Below are 21281 nucleotides of genomic sequence, written 5' to 3' on the forward strand. Positions count from 1 at the left end.
ATTCTAATGCAATCGGCCGCGCCTGGCGGCCCATGAAAAACGCCGTCCGGGCCGGTGGGCGCGGACGGCGTCATGCCGGGCTGCGGCGGGCTTACAGGCCGGTATGCTCGGCCACGAAGGCCTTCACACGGGCGGCCTCGGCTGGCACGACCTCAAAGCGCTGCGGCAGCGCTTCGATGTTCTCGAAGCCGGCCGGACGGTCGGCATCGCGGCCCAGGGCTTCGCGGATGGTTTCGTTGAACTTGGCCGGCAGTGCGGTTTCCAGCACGATCATGGTCACACCCGGGGTGAGGTGCTCACGCGCCACCTTGATGCCGTCGGCGGTGTGGGTATCGACCGTGATGCCATAGGTCTTTTCGGCGAAGCGGATGGTCTCCAGGCGATCGGCATGGGTGGAACGGCCGGAGGCGAAACCGTACTGGATCACGCTGGCGAATTCATCGCCGTCGCTGCCGGGCTTGCCGGTCAGGTCGAAGCCACCGGCGGTCTCGACCTTGTGGAACAGGGCCTTCACGCGTGCGCTGTCGCGACCCAGCAGGTCGTAGACGAAGCGCTCGAAGTTGGAGGCCTTGCTGATGTCCATGCTGGGGCTGCTGGTGTGGTAGGTCTCGGCCGACTTGCGCACACGGTAGACGCCGGTACGGAAGAATTCGTCGAGCACGTCGTTCTCGTTGGTGGCCACCACCAGCTTGTCGATGGGCAAGCCCATCATGCGGGCGATGTGGCCGGCGCAGATATTGCCGAAGTTGCCCGAGGGCACGGTGAAGGACACCTTCTGCTCGTTGCTGGTGGTCGCGGTCAGGTAGCCACGGAAGTAGTACACCACCTGGGCCACCACGCGCGCCCAGTTGATCGAGTTGACGGTGCCGATCTTCTTGGCGGCCTTGTACTCCAGGTCGTTGGAGATGGCCTTGACGATGTCCTGGCAGTCATCGAAGACGCCTTCGACGGCCAGGTTGAAGATATTGGGATCCTGCAGGCTGAACATCTGGGCCGTCTGGAAGGCGCTCATCTTCTTGTGCGGCGACAGCATGAAGACGCGGATGCCCTTCTTGCCGCGCATGGCGTATTCGGCGGCACTGCCGGTGTCACCCGAGGTGGCGCCGACGATGTTCAGTTCCGCGCCCTTCTTGGCCAGCGCATATTCGAACAGGTTGCCCAGCAGTTGCATGGCCATGTCCTTGAAGGCCAGCGTGGGGCCGTTGGACAGGCTCTGCAGCACCAGCTTCTTGCCATCCTGCTCCTGCAGCGTGCGCAGCGGCGTGATCTGGGCGGCATCCTCGCCGGCCCGGGTGTTGCGGTAGACGTCGGCGGTGTAGGTCTTGTGCGCCAGGGCCTTGAGGTCGGCCTCGGGGATATCGGTGGCAAATTTCTTCAGCACCTCGACCGCCAGGTCGGCATACGACAGGCTGCGCCACTGGTCCAGCTCGGCGCCGCTGACCTGCGGATACTGCACCGGCAGATACAGGCCGCCATCCGGCGCCAGGCCGCCCAGCAGGATTTCGGAAAAGGAAGGAGTTGCAGCGTGACCGCGGGTGGAAACGTAGTGCATGTCGATAGGAAGCGCCAAACAGGCGGCTGGGTGCGTGGAATAGGAGAATCGGAGGAAAGTCCACGATTATACGGCCAGCCGGCGCACTGCACAAAAGAACAGCGGCGCGGGCTCGTATTTCTTTTTGACACCATGCGCGTGAAATGACCTGAAACTTGAAATAAAGCGTTACCGGCCTTGAAAGCCGGCCATCGCCGGGCTATGCTGCGCCACTTCGTGCACTGCAATGCCTCATGTCTGCGCAATGTTGGCACGCTGGCCACGCCAAAGACAGTATTCAAACACTCAGGAAGGATGGAAACAGCATGACATTCAAGATCAAGACCCTGCTGGCAGCTTCTGGCCTGTTCGGCGCCCTGCTGGCGACCCTCCCGGCCCACGCCGAGAACTGGCAGTCGCTGGGTGGCTCGGACCAGGCAGAGCTGCTGGTGGACACCGACTCCATCATCGAGTCCGGTGGCGTCCGCGAAGCCTGGTCGCTGTGGAATTTCAAGCAGGCGCGTCCCAATGCCGGCGACAAGGACTTCCCCATGCTGAAGTCTTACAAGGACTTGCACCAGTACAACTGCAAGGCCGGCACCATGAAGCTGGCGCGCGAGATCATCTTTGCCGACGCTGATGGCAAGGGCGACAAGCGCGACCACAGCGATGCCCTCAAGGGCATGGAATTCGTCAAGCCCAAGCCGCTGTCGGTGGGCGACGCCATGCTGCAGGCGGTGTGCGGCTTCGAACTGAAGAAGTAAGCCCTGCCCGGCCGGCCAGCCCGGCCATGGTGGCAGCAAGAAAAAACGGAGCCCGCGGGCTCCGTTTTTTCATTCTAGCGGTGAGCCAGCTTAGCTCAGCTCTTCCAGACGGATCTTGGTGACCTTGCCCAGCAGGGTGGACAGGCCTTCGATCTTGGCAATGGCTGCCTCGATGTTCTTTTCCTGGGTCTGGTGGGTCAGCATGATGATATCGGTCTGCTGTTCACCTTCAGCCGGCTCCTTCTGCAGCATGGCGTCGATGGAAATCGACGAATCGGCCAGGATGCGGGTGACATCGGCCAGCACGCCAGCCTCATCGGCCACGTGCATGCGCAGGTAGTAGCTGGTGGTGACTTCGCTCATCGGCAGGACCGGGGTATCGGCCATGGCATTGGGCTGGAAGGCCAGGTAAGGCACGCGGTGCTCGGGGTCGGCAGTCGCCAGGCGGGTGATGTCGACCAGGTCGGCGATCACGGCCGAGGCGGTCGGCTCGGAGCCGGCACCCTTGCCGTAGTACAGGGTCTCGCCGACGGCGTCGCCACGCACCACCACGGCATTCATCGCCCCCTCGACATTGGCGATCAGGCGCGACGCCGGGATCAGGGTCGGATGCACGCGCAGCTCGATGCCATTGGCAGTCTGGCGGGTGATGCCCAGGAGCTTGATGCGATAGCCCAGTTGCTCGGCATAGGTGATGTCGCTGGCCTGCAGCTTGGTGATACCTTCCACATGGGCCTTGTCGAACTGCACCGGAATACCGAAGGCGATCGAGGCCATGATGGTCAGCTTGTGGGCCGCGTCCACGCCTTCGATGTCGAAGGTGGGGTCGGCTTCGGCATAGCCCAGGCGTTGCGCTTCCTTCAGGACCACGTCGAAGTCCAGGCCCTTGTCGCGCATCTCCGAGAGGATGAAGTTGGTGGTGCCGTTGATGATGCCGGCGATCCACTGGATGCGGTTGGCGGTGAGGCCTTCGCGCAGTGCCTTGATGATGGGGATGCCACCGGCCACGGCCGCCTCGAAGGCCACCATGACGCCCTTTTCCTGGGCTGCCTTGAAGATCTCGTTGCCGTGCGTGGCGATGAGGGCCTTGTTGGCCGTGACCACGTGCTTGCCGTTGGCGATCGCCTTGAGGACCAGGTCCTTGGCGATGCCATAGCCGCCGATCAGCTCGATGACGATGTCGATGTCGGGATTGCTCACCACCAGATTGGCGTCGTTGACAACCTTGACTTCTCCATTGGTCAGTTCGGTGGCGCGCTCGGTGTTGAGATCGGCCACCATGGTAATTTCAATGCCTCGGCCAGCACGGCGCGCAATCTCTTCCTGGTTGCGCTTGAGAACATTGAAAGTACCGGAACCCACGGTGCCGATGCCGAGCAAACCTACTTTGATGGATTTCATATTGTCTTCGTGGTTGGTGAAAAATGACCGTCCTGCGCTCCCTACGCCCAGGACGGGTACTGCAAGAACTCAGGCCGTGCCGTGGCGGCGACGATAGCCTTCCAGGAAATGGGCGATACGGCCCATGGACTCGGTCAGGTCGTCGGTATTGGGCAGGAACACCACGCGGAAGTGGTCGGGCGTGGGGCAGTTGAAGCCGGTGCCCTGCACGATCAAGACCTTTTCCTCGGCCAGCAGCTCATAGGCGAATTCCTGGTCATCCTTGATCGGATAGATCTCCGGATCCAGGCGCGGGAACATGTACAGGGCCGACTTGGGCTTCACACAGCTCACGCCGGGGATGTCGGTGAGCAGCTTGTGGGCCAGGTCGCGCTGCTTGGTCAGGCGACCTTGCGGGCCGACCAGGTCGTTGATGCTCTGGTAGCCGCCCAGCGCGGTCTGGATGGCGAACTGCCCCGGCGCATTGGCGCACAGGCGCATCGAGGCCAGCATGTTGAGGCCTTCGATATAGTCGCGGGCATGCTTCTTCTCACCCGAGACCACCATCCAGCCGGCACGGTAGCCGCAGGAACGGTAGTTCTTGGACAGGCCGTTGAAGGTGATGAACAGCACATCATCGGCCAGCGACGCCAGCGAGGTGTGGGTGTTGCCGTCGTAGAGCACCTTGTCGTAGATCTCGTCGGCCAGGATGATCAGCTGGTGCTGGCGCGCCACTTCGATGATCTCCTTCAACACGTCCACCGAATACAGCGCACCGGTCGGGTTGTTGGGGTTGATGACCACGATGGCCTTGGTGTTGGGCGTGATCTTCTTCCGGATGTCGGCGATATCGGGCTGCCAGCCTTGCTGCTCGTCGCAGACGTAGTGCACCGGGGTGCCGCCGGAGAGGCTCACGGCAGCCGTCCACAGCGGATAGTCGGGCGACGGCACCAGCACTTCGTCGCCGGTGTTGAGCAAGGCGTTCACGCTCATGACGATCAGCTCGGAGGCGCCATTGCCCAGGTAGATGTCATCGATGGTGACGCCTTCGATCTTCTTCTGCTGGGTGTAGTGCATGACCGACTTGCGCGGCGCGAACAGGCCCTTGGAATCGGTATAGCCGGAGGCATTGCCCATGTTGCGGATCATGTCCTGCACGATCTCGTCTGGGGCGTCGAAGCCAAAGGCGGCCAGGTTGCCGATGTTGAGCTTGATGATCTTGTGGCCCTCTTCCTCCATCTGCCGTGCCTTTTCCAGCACGGGACCACGAATGTCGTAACACACATCTGCCAGCTTCTTGGATTTCTGAATCTGTCGCACAGCTCTTCCTCGTCCTCTAATCATTTCGACACGGCCCGCATCCGGATGCTCCGGTGGACCAGATTGCGCTGGCGCGTCGGCGGATCCGGAACCTTTGTGGCCCCGGCCTCTCCATCACGACGCGTCCCCATGCATTTTGCTGCCTGGCGTCCTAGCTCCCGGGTACGCTGCAGTGCAATACAAAGCACCTGCAAAGCGGCTGCGGGAGCAGCCCCAAAGGCTTGCCGGGAACCGGCCATTTTGCCCAAAGCTAAGCATTTTATCAATCAAATAGGCGTGCGTCGGGTAAGGAAACGGCTACAATGCTGCACTTTACGATCAAGTTGCTGCGATGCATGTCGGAATGACATCCCGGCCTGGCCACCACCCGTGACCCGGCTGCCCCGCAACCCATCCTGCCGATCCTGCGATGAAGCTCCACTCAACCGAAACCAAGCAATACCAGACCGTCACCGCCTACGATGAGGATGGTGTCGAGCTCAATGCGATCCGTTTCACCAGCAGCCTGCTGGTCCTGCCCGAAAGCGAACCGGTGCCGTGGGCGGTCGACAGCTTCGAGGCGCTCACCAGCGCGCATTTCGAGCAGATCGACGCCACCGCGCCGGACGTGGTGATCCTGGGCACCGGCGAGCGCCAGCGCTTCGTCCACCCCAAGCTGACCACGGTGCTGACCGCGCGCCGCATCGGCGTGGAATGCATGGACAACCAGGCTGCCTGCCGCACCTACAACATCCTCATGGCCGAGGGCCGCAAGGTGGCGCTGGCACTGATCATCGCCCCGCCCGCCTGAGTGCGTCCCTGCGGCCACAAGAAACCCAAGAAAACGCATCAATACGCAAAACACGCACAAGGAAACGCTGTCAACAATGCGCGAACTGTATAAATCCAAGGCGTTCGTCTGGACGCTCCTCATTCTCTTCCTGCTGGCCTGGTTCTGGATGCTGGGCGCGCGCGTCCTGGTCCCCACCGATGAGGGCCGCTACGCCGAAATGGCACGCGAAATGGTGGCCACCCAGGACTGGATCACCACCCGTCTGAACGGCATCAAGTATTTCGAGAAGCCGCCCCTGCAAACCTGGATGAACGCCATCACCTTCGAGCTCTTCGGCCTGGGTGAATGGCAGGCACGTCTGTGGACCGGCCTGTGCGGCTTGCTGGGCATCGGCCTGGCGGGCTATACCGGCAGCCGCATCTTCAGCGGCCGGGTCGGCTTCTATGCCACGCTGGTGCTGGCGTCCAGCTTCTTCTGGGCGGGCATGGGCCACATCAATACGCTGGACATGGGCCTGTCGGGCATGATGACCATCTCGCTGTGCGCCCTGCTGATGGCACAGCGCGATGGCGCCTCGCGCGAGAGCCAGCGCAACTGGATGCTGCTGTGCTGGGCCGGCATGGCCCTGGCCACCCTCTCCAAGGGCCTGATCGGCATCGTGCTGCCCGGTGCGGTACTGGTGCTGTACACCCTCTTCGCCCGCGACTGGGCGATCTGGAAGCGCCTGCACCTGGTCAAGGGCCTGCTGCTGTTCTTCGCCATCTGCACTCCCTGGTTCGTGGCGGTGTCGCTGCGCAACCCGGAATTCCCGCAATTCTTCTTCATCCACGAGCACTTCCAGCGCTTCACCACCAAGATCCATAGCCGCACCGGTCCCTGGTATTACTTCATTCCCATCCTGGTGCTGGGCATCATCCCCTGGCTGGGTGTGTTCTTCCAGAGCCTGTGGCGAGGCACCCACGAGCAGCGTGATACCGCCGGCTACAACAGCCTGAACGGTGGCCGCTTCCAGCCCAAGCGGCTGCTGCTGGTGTGGTCGGTGTTCATCTTCGTGTTCTTCAGCATCTCGGACTCCAAGCTGCCGTCCTACATCCTGCCGATCTTCCCGGCGCTGGCCCTGCTGATCGCCTGCTACCTGGAAGAAGCCGACCACAAGGCCCTGGCCTGGGCGGGTTCGCTGGTGGCCCTGCCGGCCGCCGTCGGCCTGGCCTTCATCCCGCGCGTGCCGTCGCTGGCCAAGGATGCCTATTCGCTGCCGCTGATCGAGGCGCACGTCCCCTACATCTACGCGGCCACGCTGATCTTCTTCGTCGGCGGCATCGCCGCCATCCGCCTGGCGCGCCAGCACAAGGACTGGGCCGTCACCGCCCTGGCCGTCAGTGCCTTTGCCGCCGGCCAGCTGCTCATGCTGGGCCACGACCCGCAAGGCCGCTACTCGGCCGGTGTTGACTACGTGCCGGCGCTGCAGGCCGAGCTGAAGCCGGAAACCCCGGTCTACCTGGTGGGCCGCTATGAACAGGCACTGCCCTTCTACCTGCGTCGCACCATGATCCTGGTGCAGCATGCCGATGAAATGGAGTTCGGCCTGAAGCAGGAGCCGCAACTGTGGCTGCCGACCATCGACGCCTTCGTGGCGCAGTGGGTGGCCGACAACGGCGCCGGCAAGAAGGATATCGCCATCATCGACCCCAAGATCTACCAGCAATTGCAGGAACGCAAGCTGCCCATGCGCCTGATCGGCCAGGATCCGCGCCGCGTGATCGTGGCCAATGATCCGGCGCCCGAAGTGACGACAAAGAAGGCGGGCAAATGAACCTGACCACCTTCGGCTTCATCTTCGTCGGCATCTGCCTCAATGCCGTGGCGCAACTGCTGCTCAAGGCCGGCACCAATGCCGTGGGCGCGATCCATCTCACAGCCGAGAACTGGTTCGCCACCGGCCTGAAACTGGCGACCCAGCTGCCCATCATCGGCGGCCTGAGCTGCTACGTGATCTCGGTGGGCGTCTGGATCATCGGCCTGTCGCGGGTCGATGTAACCATTGCCTACCCGCTGCTGTCACTGGGCTACATCATCAACGCCGTCGGCGCCTGGTACTTCCTGGGTGAGGCGATCTCCCTGCAGCGCCTCCTGGCCATCGGCGTGATCATCGTCGGCGTGGTCTTGCTGACCAGAAGCTGATTTACAATAGCGAGCTGCCGTTCGCCGGGGCTTCCCGGGAGCGGCCGTGGCGAGGCGCCTGCCCGCCCCACCCAATAACATCGTCTGACCGGATTCCACAATGAGCCTGCCCTTCCTGCCTTTTGCCAAACCCACCATCGATGAACCCACCATCGCCGCCGTCGGCGAGGTGCTGCGTTCGGGCTGGATCACCAGCGGCCCCAAGGTGCAGGCGTTTGAAAAGGCCTTGTCGGACTACCTGGGCGGCCGCATCGTGCGTACCTTCAACTCCGGCACCTGCACCATGGAGATCGCGCTGCGCATCGCCGGCATCGGTCCCGGCGACGAAGTCATCACCACCCCGATCTCCTGGGTCGCCACCGCCAACGTGATCCTGGAAACCGGCGCGACTCCGGTCTTCGCCGATATCGATCCGATCACCCGCAACATCGACCTGGACCGCCTGGAAGCCGCCATCACCCCGCGCACCAAGGCCGTGATCCCGGTCTACCTGTCCGGCCTGCCGGTCGACATGGACCGCCTGTACGCGATTGCCGCCAAGCACAAGCTGCGCGTGGTGGAAGACGCGGCCCAGGCACTGGGCTCGACCTGGAACGGCAAGCGCATCGGCGCCTTTGGCGACTTCGTCTCCTTCAGCCTGCAGGCCAACAAGAACATCACCAGCTCCGAAGGTGGCTTCCTGGTGCTCAACAACGCCGACGAGGCACGCCTGGCCGAGAAGTATCGCCTGCAAGGCGTCACCCGCAGCGGCTTCGATGGCCTGGAAGTGGATGTCCTGGGCGGCAAGTTCAACATGACCGACGTGGCCGCCGCCATCGGCCTGGGCCAGTTTGCCCACATCGACGCCATCACTGCCCATCGCAAGGAGCTGGCGCGCCACTACTTCGCCTGCTTCGGCAACGATTTCGAAGCGCAATACGGCGCCCAGCTGCCGGTGGCTGACTTCGAGAACTCCAACTGGCACATGTTCCAGCTGGTGCTGCCGGAGCGCATCACCCGCGCCGCCTTCATGGAAAAGATGATGGAGCAGCAGGTCGGCATCGGCTATCACTACCCGGCCATCCACCTGCTCAAGCTGTATCGCGACCGCGGCTTCAAGGAAGGCATGTTCCCGGTGTCTGAACGCGTGGGCCAGCGCATCGTCTCCTTGCCGATGTTCAATGCAATGAGTAAAGATGACGTTGTCCGCGCAGTCGAAACGGTAAAATCGGTACTTCGCTGATTTATTGCCGAATTGACACAAAAATTCGGCATAATTCAATGTAATTCGCTTTAATTGCATTTTTATTGCATTATTGCAACATCGTAGTTCCCTTGGTATCAAGCGGGCCTGAACGCCGCGACAACAATCAGTCGCGGTGCATCGGGCCTTTGATTTATTTCAGTACAAGCATTTCAAGCATTTGATGAAACCAGAACTGTCCGTCGTCATCCCGGTATACAACGAGGAATCCGGGCTATCCAAGCTGTTCGAGCGCCTGTATCCGGCGCTGGACGCGCTGGGCTACAGCTATGAAGTCATCTTCGTCAACGATGGCAGCCGCGACCGCTCGGCCGGCATCCTGGCCGAGCAATATCGCTTGCGCCCGGATGTCACGCGCGTGGTCCTCTTCAACGGCAACTATGGCCAGCACATGGCCATCATGGCCGGCTTCGAAGCCACCCGTGGCGACGTCGTCGTCACCCTCGACGCCGATCTGCAGAACCCGCCCGAAGAAATCGGCAACCTGGTGGCCAAGATGCGCGAAGGCTACGACTACGTCGGCTCGATCCGCCGCAAGCGCCAGGATTCGGCATGGCGCACCTACGCCTCCAAGGCCATGAACCGCCTGCGCGAAAAGATCACCCGCATCAAGATGACCGACCAGGGCAACATGCTGCGCGCCTACGGCCGCAACGTGATCGATCTGGTCAACAAATGCCGCGAAGTCAATACCTTCGTCCCGGCGCTGGCCTATACCTTCGCCCGCAAGCCGACCGAGATCGTGGTAGAGCACGAGGAACGCTCGGCGGGCGAGTCGAAGTATTCGTTCTACAGCCTCATCCGTCTCAACTTCGACCTGGTGACCGGTTTCTCGCTGGTGCCGCTGCAGTTCTTCTCGCTCCTGGGCATTGGCCTGTCGTTCGCCTCGGCGGCGCTGTTCATCCTGATCGTGCTGCGCCGCCTGCTGATCGGCGCCGAAGTGGGCGGTGTCTTCACCCTCTTCGCGATCACCTTCTTCCTGATGGGCGTGATCCTGTTCTCGATCGGCCTCCTGGGTGAATACATCGGCCGTATCTACATGCAGGTGCGTGCGCGCCCGCGCTATGTGGTGCAGGCCATCCTCGAGAAATCCTCTGAAGAAGACAGTCAAACATCATGAACGCCGTCGTCTTTGCCTACCATGACGTGGGTGTGCGCTGCCTGAAGGTCTTGCTCGCCCGTGGCGTGCAGGTCTCCCTGGTGGTCACCCACGAAGACAGCGCCAGCGAGAACATCTGGTTCGGCTCGGTGGCCGGGGTCTGCCGCGAACATGGCATCACCTGCATCACCCCCACCGATCCCAAGTCGCCGCAACTGCTGGCCCAGGTCCAGGCTGCGCAGCCGGACTTCATCTTCAGCTTCTACTATCGCCATATGCTGCCGGTGGAAGTACTGGCAGTGGCCAAGCACGGTGCCTACAACATGCACGGCTCGCTGCTGCCCAAGTATCGCGGCCGCGTGCCGATCAACTGGGCGGTGCTGCACGGCGAGACCGAAACCGGCGCCACCCTGCATGAAATGACCGTCAAGCCGGATGCCGGCGCCATCGTGGCCCAGACCTCGGTGCCCATCCTGCCCGACGATACCGCCCACGAGGTATTCGGCAAGGTGGTGGTGGCGGCCGAACTGACGCTGTGGAACGTGCTGCCGGCGATGCTCTCGGGGCGTACGCCCAACATGCCCAACGACTTGTCCAAGGGCAGCTACTATGGTGGTCGCAAGCCCGAAGATGGTCGTATCGACTGGCGTCGTACCGCCCGCGAGGTGCACAATCTGGTGCGCGCGGTGGCGCCACCGTATCCAGGTGCCTTCGAGGAAATCGCGGGTGATAAAATTACGGTCACGAGAACCCGGCTGGTTCCGCCATCGGCCCATCCTGCCCTGCAGCGGGCCCATGGCATGCAGGACAAGTTCTTCGAAGGCGGCAAGTTGTACGCGCGTTGTGGCGATGGCAACTTCCTCCAGATCCTGGGCATCCAGATCAATGATCAGGATGCTTCGCTCAACAATTACCTGAAATACATGGCCTCCTGAAGTCCGGCCATTCACCAAGCTCTCAACATTATGAAAAAAGTCCTCATTCTCGGCGTCAACGGCTTCATCGGCCACCACCTGTCCAAGCGCATCCTGGAAACCACGGATTGGCACGTCTACGGCATGGACATGATGACTGACCGCATCACCGACATTCTGGAAAACGAGGCCTACAAGTCGCGCATGCACTTCTTCGAGGGCGACATCACCATCAACCAGGAATGGGTCGAATACCACGTCAAGAAGTGTGACGTGATCCTGCCGCTGGTGGCCATTGCCACCCCCTCGACCTACGTCAACGCCCCGCTGCGCGTGTTCGAGCTGGACTTCGAAGCCAACCTGCCGATCGTGCGTTCGGCCGCCAAGTACAAGAAGCATCTGGTCTTCCCCTCGACCTCGGAAGTCTATGGCATGTGCCATGACGAGGAATTCGATCCGGAAGAGTCCGAACTGATCTGCGGCCCGATCAACAAGCCGCGCTGGATCTACTCCTGCGCCAAGCAGCTGATGGACCGCGTGATCTGGGGCTATGGCATGGAAGCCAACCTGAACTTCACCCTGTTCCGTCCGTTCAACTGGATCGGCGCCGGCCTGGATTCGATCCACACCCCCAAGGAAGGCTCGTCCCGCGTGGTGACCCAGTTCTTCGGCCATATCGTCCGTGGCGAGAACATCTCCCTGGTCGACGGCGGCCTGCAGAAGCGCGCCTTCACCTACATCGACGACGGTATCGACGCGCTGATGAAGATCATCGCCAACGAAGGTGGCGTAGCCACCGGCAAGATCTACAACATCGGCAACCCGGTCAACAACTACTCGATCAAGGACCTGGCCGACATGATGTTGAAGCTGGCTGCCGAGTACCCCGAGTACGCCGACACTGCCAAGGACGTCAAGCTGGTGGAAACCACCTCGACCGCCTACTACGGCAAGGGTTACCAGGACGTGCAGAACCGCGTCCCCAAGATCACCAACACCTGCGAAGAACTGAACTGGGCGCCCAAGACCACCATGGCCGACACCCTGCGCAACATCTTCGACGCCTACCGCAGCCAGGTGGCTGAGGCGCGCGCCCTGGTGGACTGATCTTTTCTTCAGCTCCGCCTCCTGCAAACCGCGCCTCTGGCGCGGTTTTGCTTTTGGGACGACGACGCGATTGCCAGCGCATTGTCTTTTCATCAAGTAACAGATGGGCCTGAGCGCCGAAAATGAGGCTGTATGCTGCGTTGCTGCATATTGTTCTATCCGGCGCGCAATGCTAGTCTCACATACCAGCATGGCCGGGGCGACAAGCGCCCCAGCACCTGCAACAACAGGACGGCGCATGACCGTCCACCCTCTTCCGGTTCTTCACCTTGCCCAAACTCACTCTCAAGATCGACGCCGACACCTACCGCGGTACCCGCGTGGGCGTTCCCAACCTGATCAGCCAGCTGCGCCGCCATGGTGCCGGCGCCACCTTCCTGTTTTCGCTGGGCCCGGATCACACCGGCTGGGCGCTCAAGCAGATCTTCCGCCCCGGTTTCTTCAGCAAGGTCTCGCGCACTTCGGTGGTCGAGCACTATGGCCTGAAGACCCTGATGTACGGCACCCTGCTGCCGGCCCCCGACATCGGCAAGACCTGCGCGCAATTCATGCGCGATGCCTACGATGCCGGTTTCGAATGCGGCATCCACACCTGGGACCATCGGGTCTGGCAGGATGACGTGCGCACCGCCAGTACCCAATGGACCACCGAGACCATGCAGCAGTCCTATGGACGCTACCATGACATCTTCGGCCATGCGCCGCGCACCCATGGCGCCGCCGGCTGGCAGATGAACGACCATGCCTTCGTGCAGCTGGACCAGTTTGGCATCGCCTATTCCTCCGATGGACGCTCGCAGCTGCGCGACGATGGCCGCCTGGCCGACCCCGATGCCGGCCCGCACCGCCTCTCCGCCTTCGGCAAGCCGCTGTCGTGCGTGCAGCTGCCGACCACCTTGCCGACGCTGGATGAAATCCTCGGTCGTACCATTGGCGGCAAGATGATCGATGCCGGCAATGCAGCGGAATTCCTGCTGCAGCTGACCAAACAACCGCGGGATCATGTCTTCACCCTGCACGCAGAGCTTGAAGGACAGAAACTCGGCCCCATTTTCGAACGACTGCTCGCCGGCTGGCGCGCCCAGGGATACGAACTGGTCTCCATGGGTGACTACTACGAGAGCATCAAGAATGATGTCCTGCCCATCCTGCCGATCAGCTGGGGCGAATTGCCCGGCCGTTCGGGCGAGATGATCGTGCAGGCCATGTAAGCCGGCGGCACACGCAATCCACCAACGAAGACTTCACCTACGGGGCGCCACTTTGACCGACAGACCATCCATCCTGAACAAGACCGTGCCCGAATTCTCGGCGGCCATGACCAGCGGCAAGACTTTCCAGCTGTCCGACTTCCAGGGCAAGAACCTGGTGCTGTACTTCTACCCCAAGGACAACACGCCCGGCTGTACCACCGAGGGCATGCAGTTCCGCGACCTGCATCCGCAGTTCCAGCAGCACAATACCGAGATCTTCGGTATCAGCCGTGACAGCCTGAAGTCGCACGAGAACTTCAAGGCCAAGCTGGGCATGCCCTTCGAACTGATCTCCGACCCCGACGAAACGCTGTGCGCCATGTTCGATGTCATGAAGATGAAAAACATGTATGGCAAGCAAGTACGCGGCGTCGAGCGCAGCACGTTTGTGATTGACGGATCCGGCAAAGTGGTGAAAGAATGGCGTGGAGTGAAGGTTCCTGCCCACGTGGATGAGGTACTGGCCTTCATCACTACCCTGGCCTGACAAGCGCGTGATGCAGCCTCGTTGTTGCGTCGCAAGAGCCCACGAGGCTCGTGGGCGCCCACCGAGGCGCCGCACTGGTCAAGGCCGCGAAGGAAATGCCTGGCAAGCGTTTCCAACGCGTTCGAAAAATGCGGTCAAACGATACAAGCCATTGAATTCAAATAGAAAACCGTTTGCTGGGAGCCGTTTCAGGTTAAGGCCCAAGGCCTGCCGAAACGGCTTTTTTACTTTTCAATTTGCCGTCCACCCTAATCAAGCCCTCGCCTGTACCCGGCCTGCCCCGCTTTCGACTGCGTTCGAAGGCAGGACTGGCCGTGGCAAGGGCTTCATTAGACCCCGCGGCGCCGTCACTTTGTCCCTCCCTTTGCTGTCTGTCTTACCGTATCACCTGTTCGCTCTGACAAAGCGGTGTTTTATTCATCCACTTCCGAGGTCCTGATGCCCCTGCCCAAAATGCCGAGCAAACCAGCTTCGATGCTGTCTCCCGAGGACTATCCCAAGGCCGATCGCAACAAACCTGTCAAACCGAACATCACGCTAGTCGAAACGCCTGCCGCTGCACCACAGGAAGTCGCTGTTGCCGTCGCCGTCCCCGAGATCGCGGCGCCCCGCGCCCGCATCACCGGCAAGACCGCTGCCGTCGCCGAAAAACCCAAGGCTGCGCCCAAGAGCGTCGCGCCGCGTGCCAAGTCGCCCACCAGCCGTGTGGCCGACAAGCTGGGCCAGTCCAAGCTGTTCGTGCTCGATACCAATGTGCTGATGCACGACCCGACTTCGCTGTTCCGCTTCGAGGAACACGATATCTACCTGCCCATGGTCACGCTCGAAGAGCTGGACAATCACAAGAAGGGCATGTCCGAAGTCGCGCGCAATGCACGCCAGATCTCGCGCTCCCTGGATGCGCTGGTGTCCGATATCGCCGAGGACGCAATCGACCTGGGCATTCCCCTGTCCAAGCTGGGCAACAAGGATGCCAAGGGTCGCCTGTTCTTCCAGACCAAGCTGCAGAATGCGGCGCTGCCCGAAGGCCTGCCCGAAGGCAAGGCCGACAACCAGATCCTGGGCGTAGTGCGCGCGCTGGACCAGCAGTATCCGGAACGCCCGGTGGTGCTGGTGTCCAAGGACATCAACATGCGCCTGAAGGCGCGTGCCATTGGCCTGCCCGCCGAAGACTACTTCAACGACCATGTGCTGGAAGATACCGACCTGCTGTACTCGGGCATCCAGCAATTGCCGGATGACTTCTGGAACAAGCATGGCAAGGGCATGGAATCCTGGCAGGAAAGCCGCCATGGCAGCAGCTACACCTACTACCGGGTCACCGGTCCGTACGTGCCCTCGCTGCTGGTGAACCAGTTCGTCTTCATCGAGCCCAAGAATGGCGAACCGGCCTTCTACGGCCAGGTCAGCCAGATCAACGGCAAGACCGCCGTGCTGCAGACCCTGCGTGACTTCGGCCATGCCAAGAACAGCGTCTGGGGCATCACCGCCCGCAACCGTGAGCAGAACTTCGCGCTGAACCTGCTGATGAACCCGGAGTGCGACTTCGTCACCCTGCTGGGCCAGGCCGGTACCGGCAAGACCCTGCTGGCGCTGGCCTCCGGCCTGGCACAGGTACTCGAAACCAAGCTCTACAACGAGATCATCGTCACTCGCGTGACGGTGCCCGTGGGCGAGGATATCGGCTTCCTGCCGGGTACCGAGGAAGAGAAGATGGGGCCCTGGATGGGTGCCTTCGACGACAACCTCGAAGTGCTCAACAAGTCCGATGGCGATGCCGGCGAATGGGGTCGTGCAGCCACCCAGGATCTGATCCGCTCGCGCATCAAGATCAAGTCGCTGAACTTCATGCGCGGTCGTACCTTCGTGAACAAGTTCCTCATCATCGATGAAGCGCAGAACCTCACGCCCAAGCAGATGAAGACCCTGGTCACGCGTGCCGGCCCCGGCACCAAGATCGTCTGCCTGGGCAACATCGCGCAGATCGACACGCCCTATCTGACCGAAGGCTCCAGCGGCCTGACCTACGTGGTGGATCGTTTCAAGGGCTGGGCCCACAGCGGTCACGTCACCTTGGCGCGGGGCGAACGTTCGCGTCTGGCCGATCACGCCAGCGACGTGCTGTAAGCAACACCCGCCGCAGTCAACAATCAGCAGTAAAGCAAAAAGCCACGCAATGCGTGGCTTTTTGCTTTTTGGCGATTGCGCGACCGCCAGCGGCGGCCGCAGATGCCAGGGCCTACAGGATATGCACGCCGATCCACCAGGCGATGGCCGCTACGAAGGCCGAGGCCGGAATCGTGAAGATCCAGGCCCAAACGATGTTGCTGGCCACACCCCAGCGCACGGCCGACATCTTCTGTGCAGCGCCCACGCCGACGATGGCGCCGGTGATGGTGTGGGTAGTCGACACCGGGATACCCAGCGCGGTCGCGATGAACAGGGTGATGGCACCACCGGTTTCGGCGCAGAAGCCACCGACCGGCTTCAACTTGGTGATCTTCTGGCCCATGGTCTTGACGATGCGCCAGCCACCGAACAGGGTGCCCAGGCTGATGGCGCAGTAGCAGCAGATGATGACCCACATCGGCGGCGCTTCGGGGCTGGAATAGCCGGAGGCGATCAGCAGCATCCAGATGATGCCGATGGTCTTCTGTGCATCGTTACCACCGTGGCCCAGGCTATACATCGAGGCCGACAACAGTTGCAGGCGCCTGAACCAGCCATCGATCTTGCGTGGCGTTGAGCGGAAGAAGATCCATGACACCAGGAGCATCATCAGCGAGCCGAACACCAGGCCCAGCAAGGGCGAGAGCACGATGAAGAGGATGGTCTTCAACAGGCCCGCCGAGATCAGCGCGCCGGTGCCGGCCTTGGCCACCGCCGAACCCACCAGGCCGCCGATCAGGGCATGCGAGGAGGAGGAAGGAATGCCGTAATACCAGGTGACCAGGTTCCAGAAGATGGCGCCGATCAGGGCGCCGAAGATCACATACTGGTCCACGATGGCCGGTTCGATGGTGCCCTTGCCCACCGAGGCGGCCACGTGCAGCTGGTGGAACACGAACACCGCCGCCAGGTTGAAGAAGGCCGCCATGGCCACGGCCGTCTGCGGACGCAGCACACCGGTGGAGACCACGGTGGCGATCGCGTTGGCGGCGTCGTGGAAGCCGTTCATGAAGTCGAACAGCAGCGCCAGGATGATCAACAGCGCGAGAATATGGAAGCTGATTTGAATTGTTTGCATGGGGAAACCGTAGTGTGAAGCCGGCGGCGTCCCCGATCGACATCGGGGCAGCGCCGCACCGCCCGAATCAGGCGTTTTCGACGATGATGCCTTCGATGATGTTGGCCACGTCTTCGCAGCGGTCGGTCACGGTTTCCAGGATTTCATAGATGGCCTTGAGCTTGATGAGCGTGCGCACGTCCGGCTCGTCGCGGAACAGCTTGGACATGGCCGCGCGCATGACGTGGTCGGCATCAGATTCCAGGCGGTCGATTTCCTGGCAGATCGACAGGATCTGGCGCGAATTGTCCATGTTCGACAGCAGGCCGACGGCAGCCTGCACCTTCTCGGCACAGCTCAGGCACAGCTCGGCCAGACGCTTGGCTTCGGGTGTGATGGCCTTGATGTCGTACAGGGAAATGGTCTGGGCGGCGTCTTCCAGCAGGTCCAGGATGTCATCCATGCGGGTGATCAGCTGGTGGATGTCGTCGCGGTCCAGCGGCGTGATGAAGGTCTTGTGCAGCAGTTCGATGGTATTGTGCGTGATCTTGTCGGCTTGCTTCTCGACGGCTTCAATGGCATGCACGCGGATTTCGAGGTCATCGAAATTGGTCATCAGCGACACCATTTCTTTCGCACACTTGACCGCCAGCTCTGCATGCTGATTGAAAAGGTCAAAGAATTTGCCTTCAGTCGGCATCAATCGTCCAAACATTTTTCTCTCTCATCAATGGTTAGCGCCCGTATCGGACGCCGTATCGGACCGGCCTGCGGCTGCCCCCCCATGGAAGCCGGAATCCCGCCCTGCCGGTCCTGCACGAACGGCCTCGGGAGCCGTTCGCCTTGCATGACACGCGCGGCCAGTTGCCGCCCGTGATCCTTGTGCGACGGCACGCCTGGCCGGCGTGCCGCCAAAACCCCGTCTAGTCGCCGCTGTAAGGCTGCGCCAGATTGCCGATATAGTTGTCGTACTTGGTATACATCCCCAGGAAGGACAGGCGAATGCTGCCGATCGGGCCATTACGCTGCTTGCCGATGATGATTTCCGCAGTGCCCTTGTCCGGAGAGTCGGGATTGTAGACTTCATCTCGGTAGATGAACAAAATAACGTCAGCATCCTGCTCGATAGCGCCGGATTCGCGCAAGTCGGACATCACGGGACGCTTGTTGGGACGCTGTTCCAGCGAGCGGTTCAGCTGCGACAGCGCAATCACCGGGCAATTGAGCTCCTTGGCCAGGCCCTTCAGGCTACGCGAGATTTCCGAGATTTCGGAGGCGCGGTTTTCGGAGGAACTGCCGCCGTTACCCGACATCAGCTGCAGGTAGTCGATGATGATCAGGCCCAGCTTGCCGCATTGACGCGCCAGGCGGCGCGAGCGCGCGCGCAATTCGATAGGCGACAGCGCTGGCGTTTCATCGATGTAGAACTGGGCGTCGTTCATCTTCTGGATGGCGTGCGTCAGGCGCGGCCAGTCCTCGTCCAGCAGGCGACCGGTACGCAGGCGGTGCTGGTCCAGGCGACCGACCGAACCCAGCATACGCATAGCCAGCTGGGCGCCACCCATTTCCATGGAAAACACGGCCACCGGCAGGCCGGAGTCGATGGCGACGTTTTCGCCGATGTTGATCGAGAAGGCGGTCTTACCCATGGAAGGACGGCCGGCCACGATGATCAAATCGCCCGGCTGCAGGCCGGAGGTCATCTTGTCCAGGTCGATGAAACCTGTGGGGACGCCGGTGATGTCGCTGGAGTTGTCGCGATTGTAGAGTTCGTCGATGCGCTCGACCACCTGGGTCAGGAGCGGCTGGATCTCCATGAAGCCCTGGGAGCCGCGCGAACCCTCTTCGGCGATGGCGAAGATCTTGGATTCGGCCTCGTCCAGCATGGACTTCACGTCCTTGCCCTGGGGATTGAAGGCATTGCCCGAGATCTCGTCGGCCACCGTGATGAGCTTGCGCAGGATGCCGCGGTCGCGCACGATCTCGGCATAGCGGCGGATATTGGCCGCCGACGGCGTGTTCTGCGCCAGTGCGTTCAGGTAGACCAGGCCGCCCACCTCTTCGGCCTTGCCGCTGGTGGACATGGCCTCGTAGACCGTGATCACGTCAGCCGGCTTGGTGCTGTTGATCAGCTTGACGATGTGCTCGAAGATGATGCGGTGATCGTAGCGGTAGAAATCCTCGGCGCTGACGAAATCGGCAATACGGTCCCAGGCTGCATTGTCCAGCAGCAGGCCGCCGAGTACCGACTGCTCGGCCTCGATGGAGTGTGGCGGCACGCGGAGCGCATCGATCTGGGGATCGGAAGACTCCTTCGGGCCGCGGAAAAATTCAGGATTGCCGCGGGACGATTCTTTCATGGCGCGCATTATAACCTGCTGGGGTGAAGCCGTTGGACTGGTCGGACGTTTTTGCGCATCCCGCCAGAATGGAAGAACAGATGCAACAGCAAGGCACCCTCCCCTTCATTGCTCCAGGCCAAGAACAGAAGGATGCCAACAAGCAAATGGCAATAAAAAAGCCAGGCGAACCCGGCTTTTCTATTGCAAAACGAATTGCAGCAAACAGGCGTATTACGCTTGCTCACCCTTCACGGCGATGGTCACGTCAACCACCACGTCGGTGTGCAGAGCAACCGACACCGGGTGTTCGCCGACGATCTTCAGGGGGCCGTTAGGCAGACGCACTTGCGCCTTTTCAACGACGAAGCCCTTCTTGCCCAGCGCTTCAGCGATGTCGAAGTTGGTCACGGAACCGAACAGACGACCGTCAACGCCGGCCTTCTGCGACACTTCAACGGTAGCGCCAGCCAGCTTCTCGCCTTGGGCTTGAGCAGCTGCCAGCTTCTCGGCGGCGGCCTTTTCCAGCTCAGCGCGCTTGGCTTCGAATTCAGCGATCGCAGCGTCGGTAGCACGACGTGCCTTGCGCTGGGGGATCAGGAAGTTACGTGCGAAACCGTCCTTGACGCGAACCACATCGCCCAGACCGCCGAGATTAACGATTTTTTCCAACAGAATGACTTGCATGTTTTTCTCCTATTTCTCGACGCAGATTACGCGTTGTGCAGATCGGTGTACGGCAGCAGGGCCAGGTAACGCGCGCGCTTGATGGCGGTGTCAACTTGACGCTGGTAGTGGGCCTTGGTACCGGTCAGGCGTGCCGGCATGATCTTGCCGTTTTCCTGGACGAAGTCCTTCAGGGTGTCCACGTCCTTGTAATCGACCTGTTCAACGCCAGCGGCGGTGAAACGGCAGAATTTCTTGCGCTTGAACAGCGGGTTTTGCTGTTGACGCTTGTTTTTCAGCTTGCTTTTATCGAACTTTTTACCGAATGCCATGATTGGCTCCTGTATCTAAAAATTGGGTAGGTCTGTCTGGCGCAGCCCTCAGTCCTGGACTGAGGCAACCGGGCCAAAATCAACGATGTGAAACACGACGCTCTTGCTGTTGCGATTCCTGCGAGCCAGAAAGCCGGTGAACTGGAATACTGCTCCCAGTGCCGCGCGGTTGAGGCTACCGGAGATTTCCCCGGCGGCCATCGCCACGATCTCGAACTCGACCTGGCGACGCATTCCTGCTTCCATCTGCTCCGACTGATGCTGCAACCTGGCAGTGACAATCGGGATACCCGCCGGCGTGTAACGCAATGCGTCACGTTCTGCCAGGCTGGCGATGACTTGAAGCTGGTTCACTCTCCGTCAGGGGAATCGCTGGGCAATCAGGCTGCCGGTGCTTCGGTGCGGCTCTTGGCTGCGTCTTCCTTTTGCACTGCCTTCAGGATCGGGGAAGGACCGGTTTCGGCCTTCTTCATCTTGACGGTCAGGTGGCGCAGGACAGCATCGTTGAACTTGAAGCCGGTTTCGATTTCGGCCAGCGTTTCGCTGTCGACTTCGATGTTCAGGCAGACGTAGTGAGCCTTGGCCAGCTTCTGGATCTGGTAGGCCAGTTGACGACGACCCCTTTCTTAGTCAAGGTTGATATTGATTTCGCGTTTGGTGTATATTT

Annotated in this window: 20 protein-coding genes and 1 pseudogene; 11 read left to right on the top strand and 10 right to left on the bottom strand. The window is 61.2% G+C overall.

The window, feature by feature from the left end; translation table 11 throughout:
• Positions 1-91: 91 nt before the first annotated feature.
• Positions 92-1552 (bottom strand): threonine synthase, encoded by a 1461-nt coding sequence (thrC, locus tag ACIPHN_RS20815; protein ID WP_400439555.1) that lies wholly within the window; start codon positions 1550-1552, stop codon positions 92-94.
• A gap of 305 nt (positions 1553-1857) precedes the next feature.
• On the opposite strand from thrC, the gene ACIPHN_RS20820 reads away from it, so the two are divergent.
• The gene (locus tag ACIPHN_RS20820) at positions 1858-2295 is read left to right on the top strand and encodes a surface-adhesin E family protein (RefSeq protein ID WP_400439558.1); all 438 of its coding nucleotides are present in this window, start codon (positions 1858-1860) and stop codon (positions 2293-2295) included.
• Positions 2296-2385: 90 nt separating this feature from the next.
• Here ACIPHN_RS20820 and ACIPHN_RS20825 read toward each other — a convergent pair whose 3' ends face one another.
• Both ACIPHN_RS20825 and ACIPHN_RS20830 read right to left on the bottom strand, forming a co-directional pair.
• On the bottom strand, positions 2386-3696 hold the full coding sequence (locus ACIPHN_RS20825) for a homoserine dehydrogenase (protein WP_400439560.1): 1311 nt from the start codon (positions 3694-3696) through the stop codon (positions 2386-2388).
• 69 nt (positions 3697-3765) lie between these two features.
• Positions 3766-4995, bottom strand: a complete 1230-nt coding sequence (locus tag ACIPHN_RS20830; protein WP_400439563.1) for a pyridoxal phosphate-dependent aminotransferase — start codon at positions 4993-4995, stop codon at positions 3766-3768.
• A 409-nt stretch (positions 4996-5404) separates the two neighbouring features.
• Here ACIPHN_RS20830 and ACIPHN_RS20835 point away from each other — a divergent pair, with 409 nt between their 5' ends.
• The 10 genes from ACIPHN_RS20835 (at position 5405) to ACIPHN_RS20880 (ending at position 16178) form a co-directional block, all read left to right on the top strand.
• Entirely contained in the window at positions 5405-5785 is a 381-nt protein-coding gene (locus ACIPHN_RS20835; RefSeq protein ID WP_400439566.1) for an Mth938-like domain-containing protein, read from the top strand.
• Positions 5786-5861: 76 nt separating this feature from the next.
• Positions 5862-7580 carry a glycosyltransferase family 39 protein gene (locus ACIPHN_RS20840; protein ID WP_400439569.1) on the top strand — a complete coding sequence of 573 codons (1719 nt, stop codon included), beginning with the start codon at positions 5862-5864 and terminating at the stop codon, positions 7578-7580.
• Positions 7577-7948, top strand: coding sequence for an EamA family transporter (locus ACIPHN_RS20845; RefSeq protein WP_400439572.1), 372 nt, complete (start codon positions 7577-7579; stop codon positions 7946-7948). The genes ACIPHN_RS20840 and ACIPHN_RS20845 overlap by 4 nt, the downstream gene beginning before the upstream one ends.
• 100 nt (positions 7949-8048) lie before the next feature.
• A complete protein-coding gene (locus tag ACIPHN_RS20850; RefSeq protein WP_400439575.1) occupies positions 8049-9170 on the top strand; it encodes a DegT/DnrJ/EryC1/StrS family aminotransferase in 1122 nt (373 codons plus the stop codon).
• A gap of 184 nt (positions 9171-9354) precedes the next feature.
• Positions 9355-10311: a glycosyltransferase gene (locus ACIPHN_RS20855; protein ID WP_400439578.1), complete on the top strand. Its 957-nt coding sequence runs from the start codon at positions 9355-9357 to the stop codon at positions 10309-10311.
• A complete protein-coding gene (locus tag ACIPHN_RS20860; protein WP_400439581.1) occupies positions 10308-11225 on the top strand; it encodes a formyltransferase in 918 nt (305 codons plus the stop codon). Before ACIPHN_RS20855 ends, ACIPHN_RS20860 begins: the two co-directional genes overlap by 4 nt.
• Before the next feature lie 30 nt (positions 11226-11255).
• Positions 11256-12311, top strand: coding sequence for a bifunctional UDP-4-keto-pentose/UDP-xylose synthase (locus ACIPHN_RS20865; RefSeq protein ID WP_400439584.1), 1056 nt, complete (start codon positions 11256-11258; stop codon positions 12309-12311).
• A 269-nt stretch (positions 12312-12580) separates the two neighbouring features.
• Entirely contained in the window at positions 12581-13522 is a 942-nt protein-coding gene (locus ACIPHN_RS20870) for a xylanase (RefSeq protein WP_400439587.1), read from the top strand.
• A gap of 52 nt (positions 13523-13574) precedes the next feature.
• Positions 13575-14051 carry a peroxiredoxin gene (locus ACIPHN_RS20875; protein WP_400439590.1) on the top strand — a complete coding sequence of 159 codons (477 nt, stop codon included), beginning with the start codon at positions 13575-13577 and terminating at the stop codon, positions 14049-14051.
• A 474-nt stretch (positions 14052-14525) separates the two neighbouring features.
• The gene (locus ACIPHN_RS20880; protein ID WP_400439593.1) at positions 14526-16178 is read left to right on the top strand and encodes a PhoH family protein; all 1653 of its coding nucleotides are present in this window, start codon (positions 14526-14528) and stop codon (positions 16176-16178) included.
• 112 nt (positions 16179-16290) lie between these two features.
• Here the strand turns inward: ACIPHN_RS20880 and ACIPHN_RS20885 are convergent, their stop codons facing one another.
• The 7 genes and pseudogenes from ACIPHN_RS20885 to rpsF form a co-directional block, all read right to left on the bottom strand.
• Positions 16291-17298, bottom strand: coding sequence for an anion permease (locus ACIPHN_RS20885; protein ID WP_400439596.1), 1008 nt, complete (start codon positions 17296-17298; stop codon positions 16291-16293).
• Between the two features lie 67 nt (positions 17299-17365).
• Positions 17366-17992 (bottom strand): DUF47 domain-containing protein, encoded by a 627-nt coding sequence (locus tag ACIPHN_RS20890; RefSeq protein ID WP_400439599.1) that lies wholly within the window; start codon positions 17990-17992, stop codon positions 17366-17368.
• Positions 17993-18200: 208 nt separating this feature from the next.
• Complete coding sequence (locus tag ACIPHN_RS20895) at positions 18201-19646, bottom strand: replicative DNA helicase (RefSeq protein ID WP_400439602.1); 1446 nt, start codon at positions 19644-19646, stop codon at positions 18201-18203.
• Between the two features lie 204 nt (positions 19647-19850).
• Positions 19851-20303 carry a 50S ribosomal protein L9 gene (gene rplI / locus ACIPHN_RS20900; protein ID WP_400439605.1) on the bottom strand — a complete coding sequence of 151 codons (453 nt, stop codon included), beginning with the start codon at positions 20301-20303 and terminating at the stop codon, positions 19851-19853.
• Between the two features lie 26 nt (positions 20304-20329).
• A complete protein-coding gene (gene rpsR, locus ACIPHN_RS20905) occupies positions 20330-20614 on the bottom strand; it encodes a 30S ribosomal protein S18 (protein ID WP_006462643.1) in 285 nt (94 codons plus the stop codon).
• A gap of 48 nt (positions 20615-20662) precedes the next feature.
• A complete protein-coding gene (priB, locus tag ACIPHN_RS20910; RefSeq protein WP_400439609.1) occupies positions 20663-20968 on the bottom strand; it encodes a primosomal replication protein N in 306 nt (101 codons plus the stop codon).
• Positions 20969-20994: 26 nt separating this feature from the next.
• Positions 20995-21240, bottom strand: a pseudogene (gene rpsF, locus ACIPHN_RS20915) (30S ribosomal protein S6); the annotation flags it as partial.
• Between the last annotated feature and the right edge of the window lie 41 nt (positions 21241-21281).

This window comes from Herbaspirillum sp. NPDC087042, assembly GCF_044745245.1.
Classification (GTDB): domain Bacteria; phylum Pseudomonadota; class Gammaproteobacteria; order Burkholderiales; family Burkholderiaceae_D; genus Herbaspirillum.

Coding starts and splice junctions, on each gene's coding strand:
- thrC (WP_400439555.1), bottom strand. CDS start 1,552: ATGCACTACGTTTCCACCCGCGGTCACGCTGCAACTCCTTCCTTTTCC.
- ACIPHN_RS20820 (WP_400439558.1), top strand. CDS start 1,858: ATGACATTCAAGATCAAGACCCTGCTGGCAGCTTCTGGCCTGTTCGGC.
- ACIPHN_RS20825 (WP_400439560.1), bottom strand. CDS start 3,696: ATGAAATCCATCAAAGTAGGTTTGCTCGGCATCGGCACCGTGGGTTCC.
- ACIPHN_RS20835 (WP_400439566.1), top strand. CDS start 5,405: ATGAAGCTCCACTCAACCGAAACCAAGCAATACCAGACCGTCACCGCC.
- ACIPHN_RS20840 (WP_400439569.1), top strand. CDS start 5,862: ATGCGCGAACTGTATAAATCCAAGGCGTTCGTCTGGACGCTCCTCATT.
- ACIPHN_RS20845 (WP_400439572.1), top strand. CDS start 7,577: ATGAACCTGACCACCTTCGGCTTCATCTTCGTCGGCATCTGCCTCAAT.
- ACIPHN_RS20850 (WP_400439575.1), top strand. CDS start 8,049: ATGAGCCTGCCCTTCCTGCCTTTTGCCAAACCCACCATCGATGAACCC.
- ACIPHN_RS20855 (WP_400439578.1), top strand. CDS start 9,355: ATGAAACCAGAACTGTCCGTCGTCATCCCGGTATACAACGAGGAATCC.
- ACIPHN_RS20860 (WP_400439581.1), top strand. CDS start 10,308: ATGAACGCCGTCGTCTTTGCCTACCATGACGTGGGTGTGCGCTGCCTG.
- ACIPHN_RS20865 (WP_400439584.1), top strand. CDS start 11,256: ATGAAAAAAGTCCTCATTCTCGGCGTCAACGGCTTCATCGGCCACCAC.
- ACIPHN_RS20880 (WP_400439593.1), top strand. CDS start 14,526: ATGCTGTCTCCCGAGGACTATCCCAAGGCCGATCGCAACAAACCTGTC.
- ACIPHN_RS20885 (WP_400439596.1), bottom strand. CDS start 17,298: ATGCAAACAATTCAAATCAGCTTCCATATTCTCGCGCTGTTGATCATC.
- ACIPHN_RS20890 (WP_400439599.1), bottom strand. CDS start 17,992: ATGTTTGGACGATTGATGCCGACTGAAGGCAAATTCTTTGACCTTTTC.
- ACIPHN_RS20895 (WP_400439602.1), bottom strand. CDS start 19,646: ATGCGCGCCATGAAAGAATCGTCCCGCGGCAATCCTGAATTTTTCCGC.
- rplI (WP_400439605.1), bottom strand. CDS start 20,303: ATGCAAGTCATTCTGTTGGAAAAAATCGTTAATCTCGGCGGTCTGGGC.
- rpsR (WP_006462643.1), bottom strand. CDS start 20,614: ATGGCATTCGGTAAAAAGTTCGATAAAAGCAAGCTGAAAAACAAGCGT.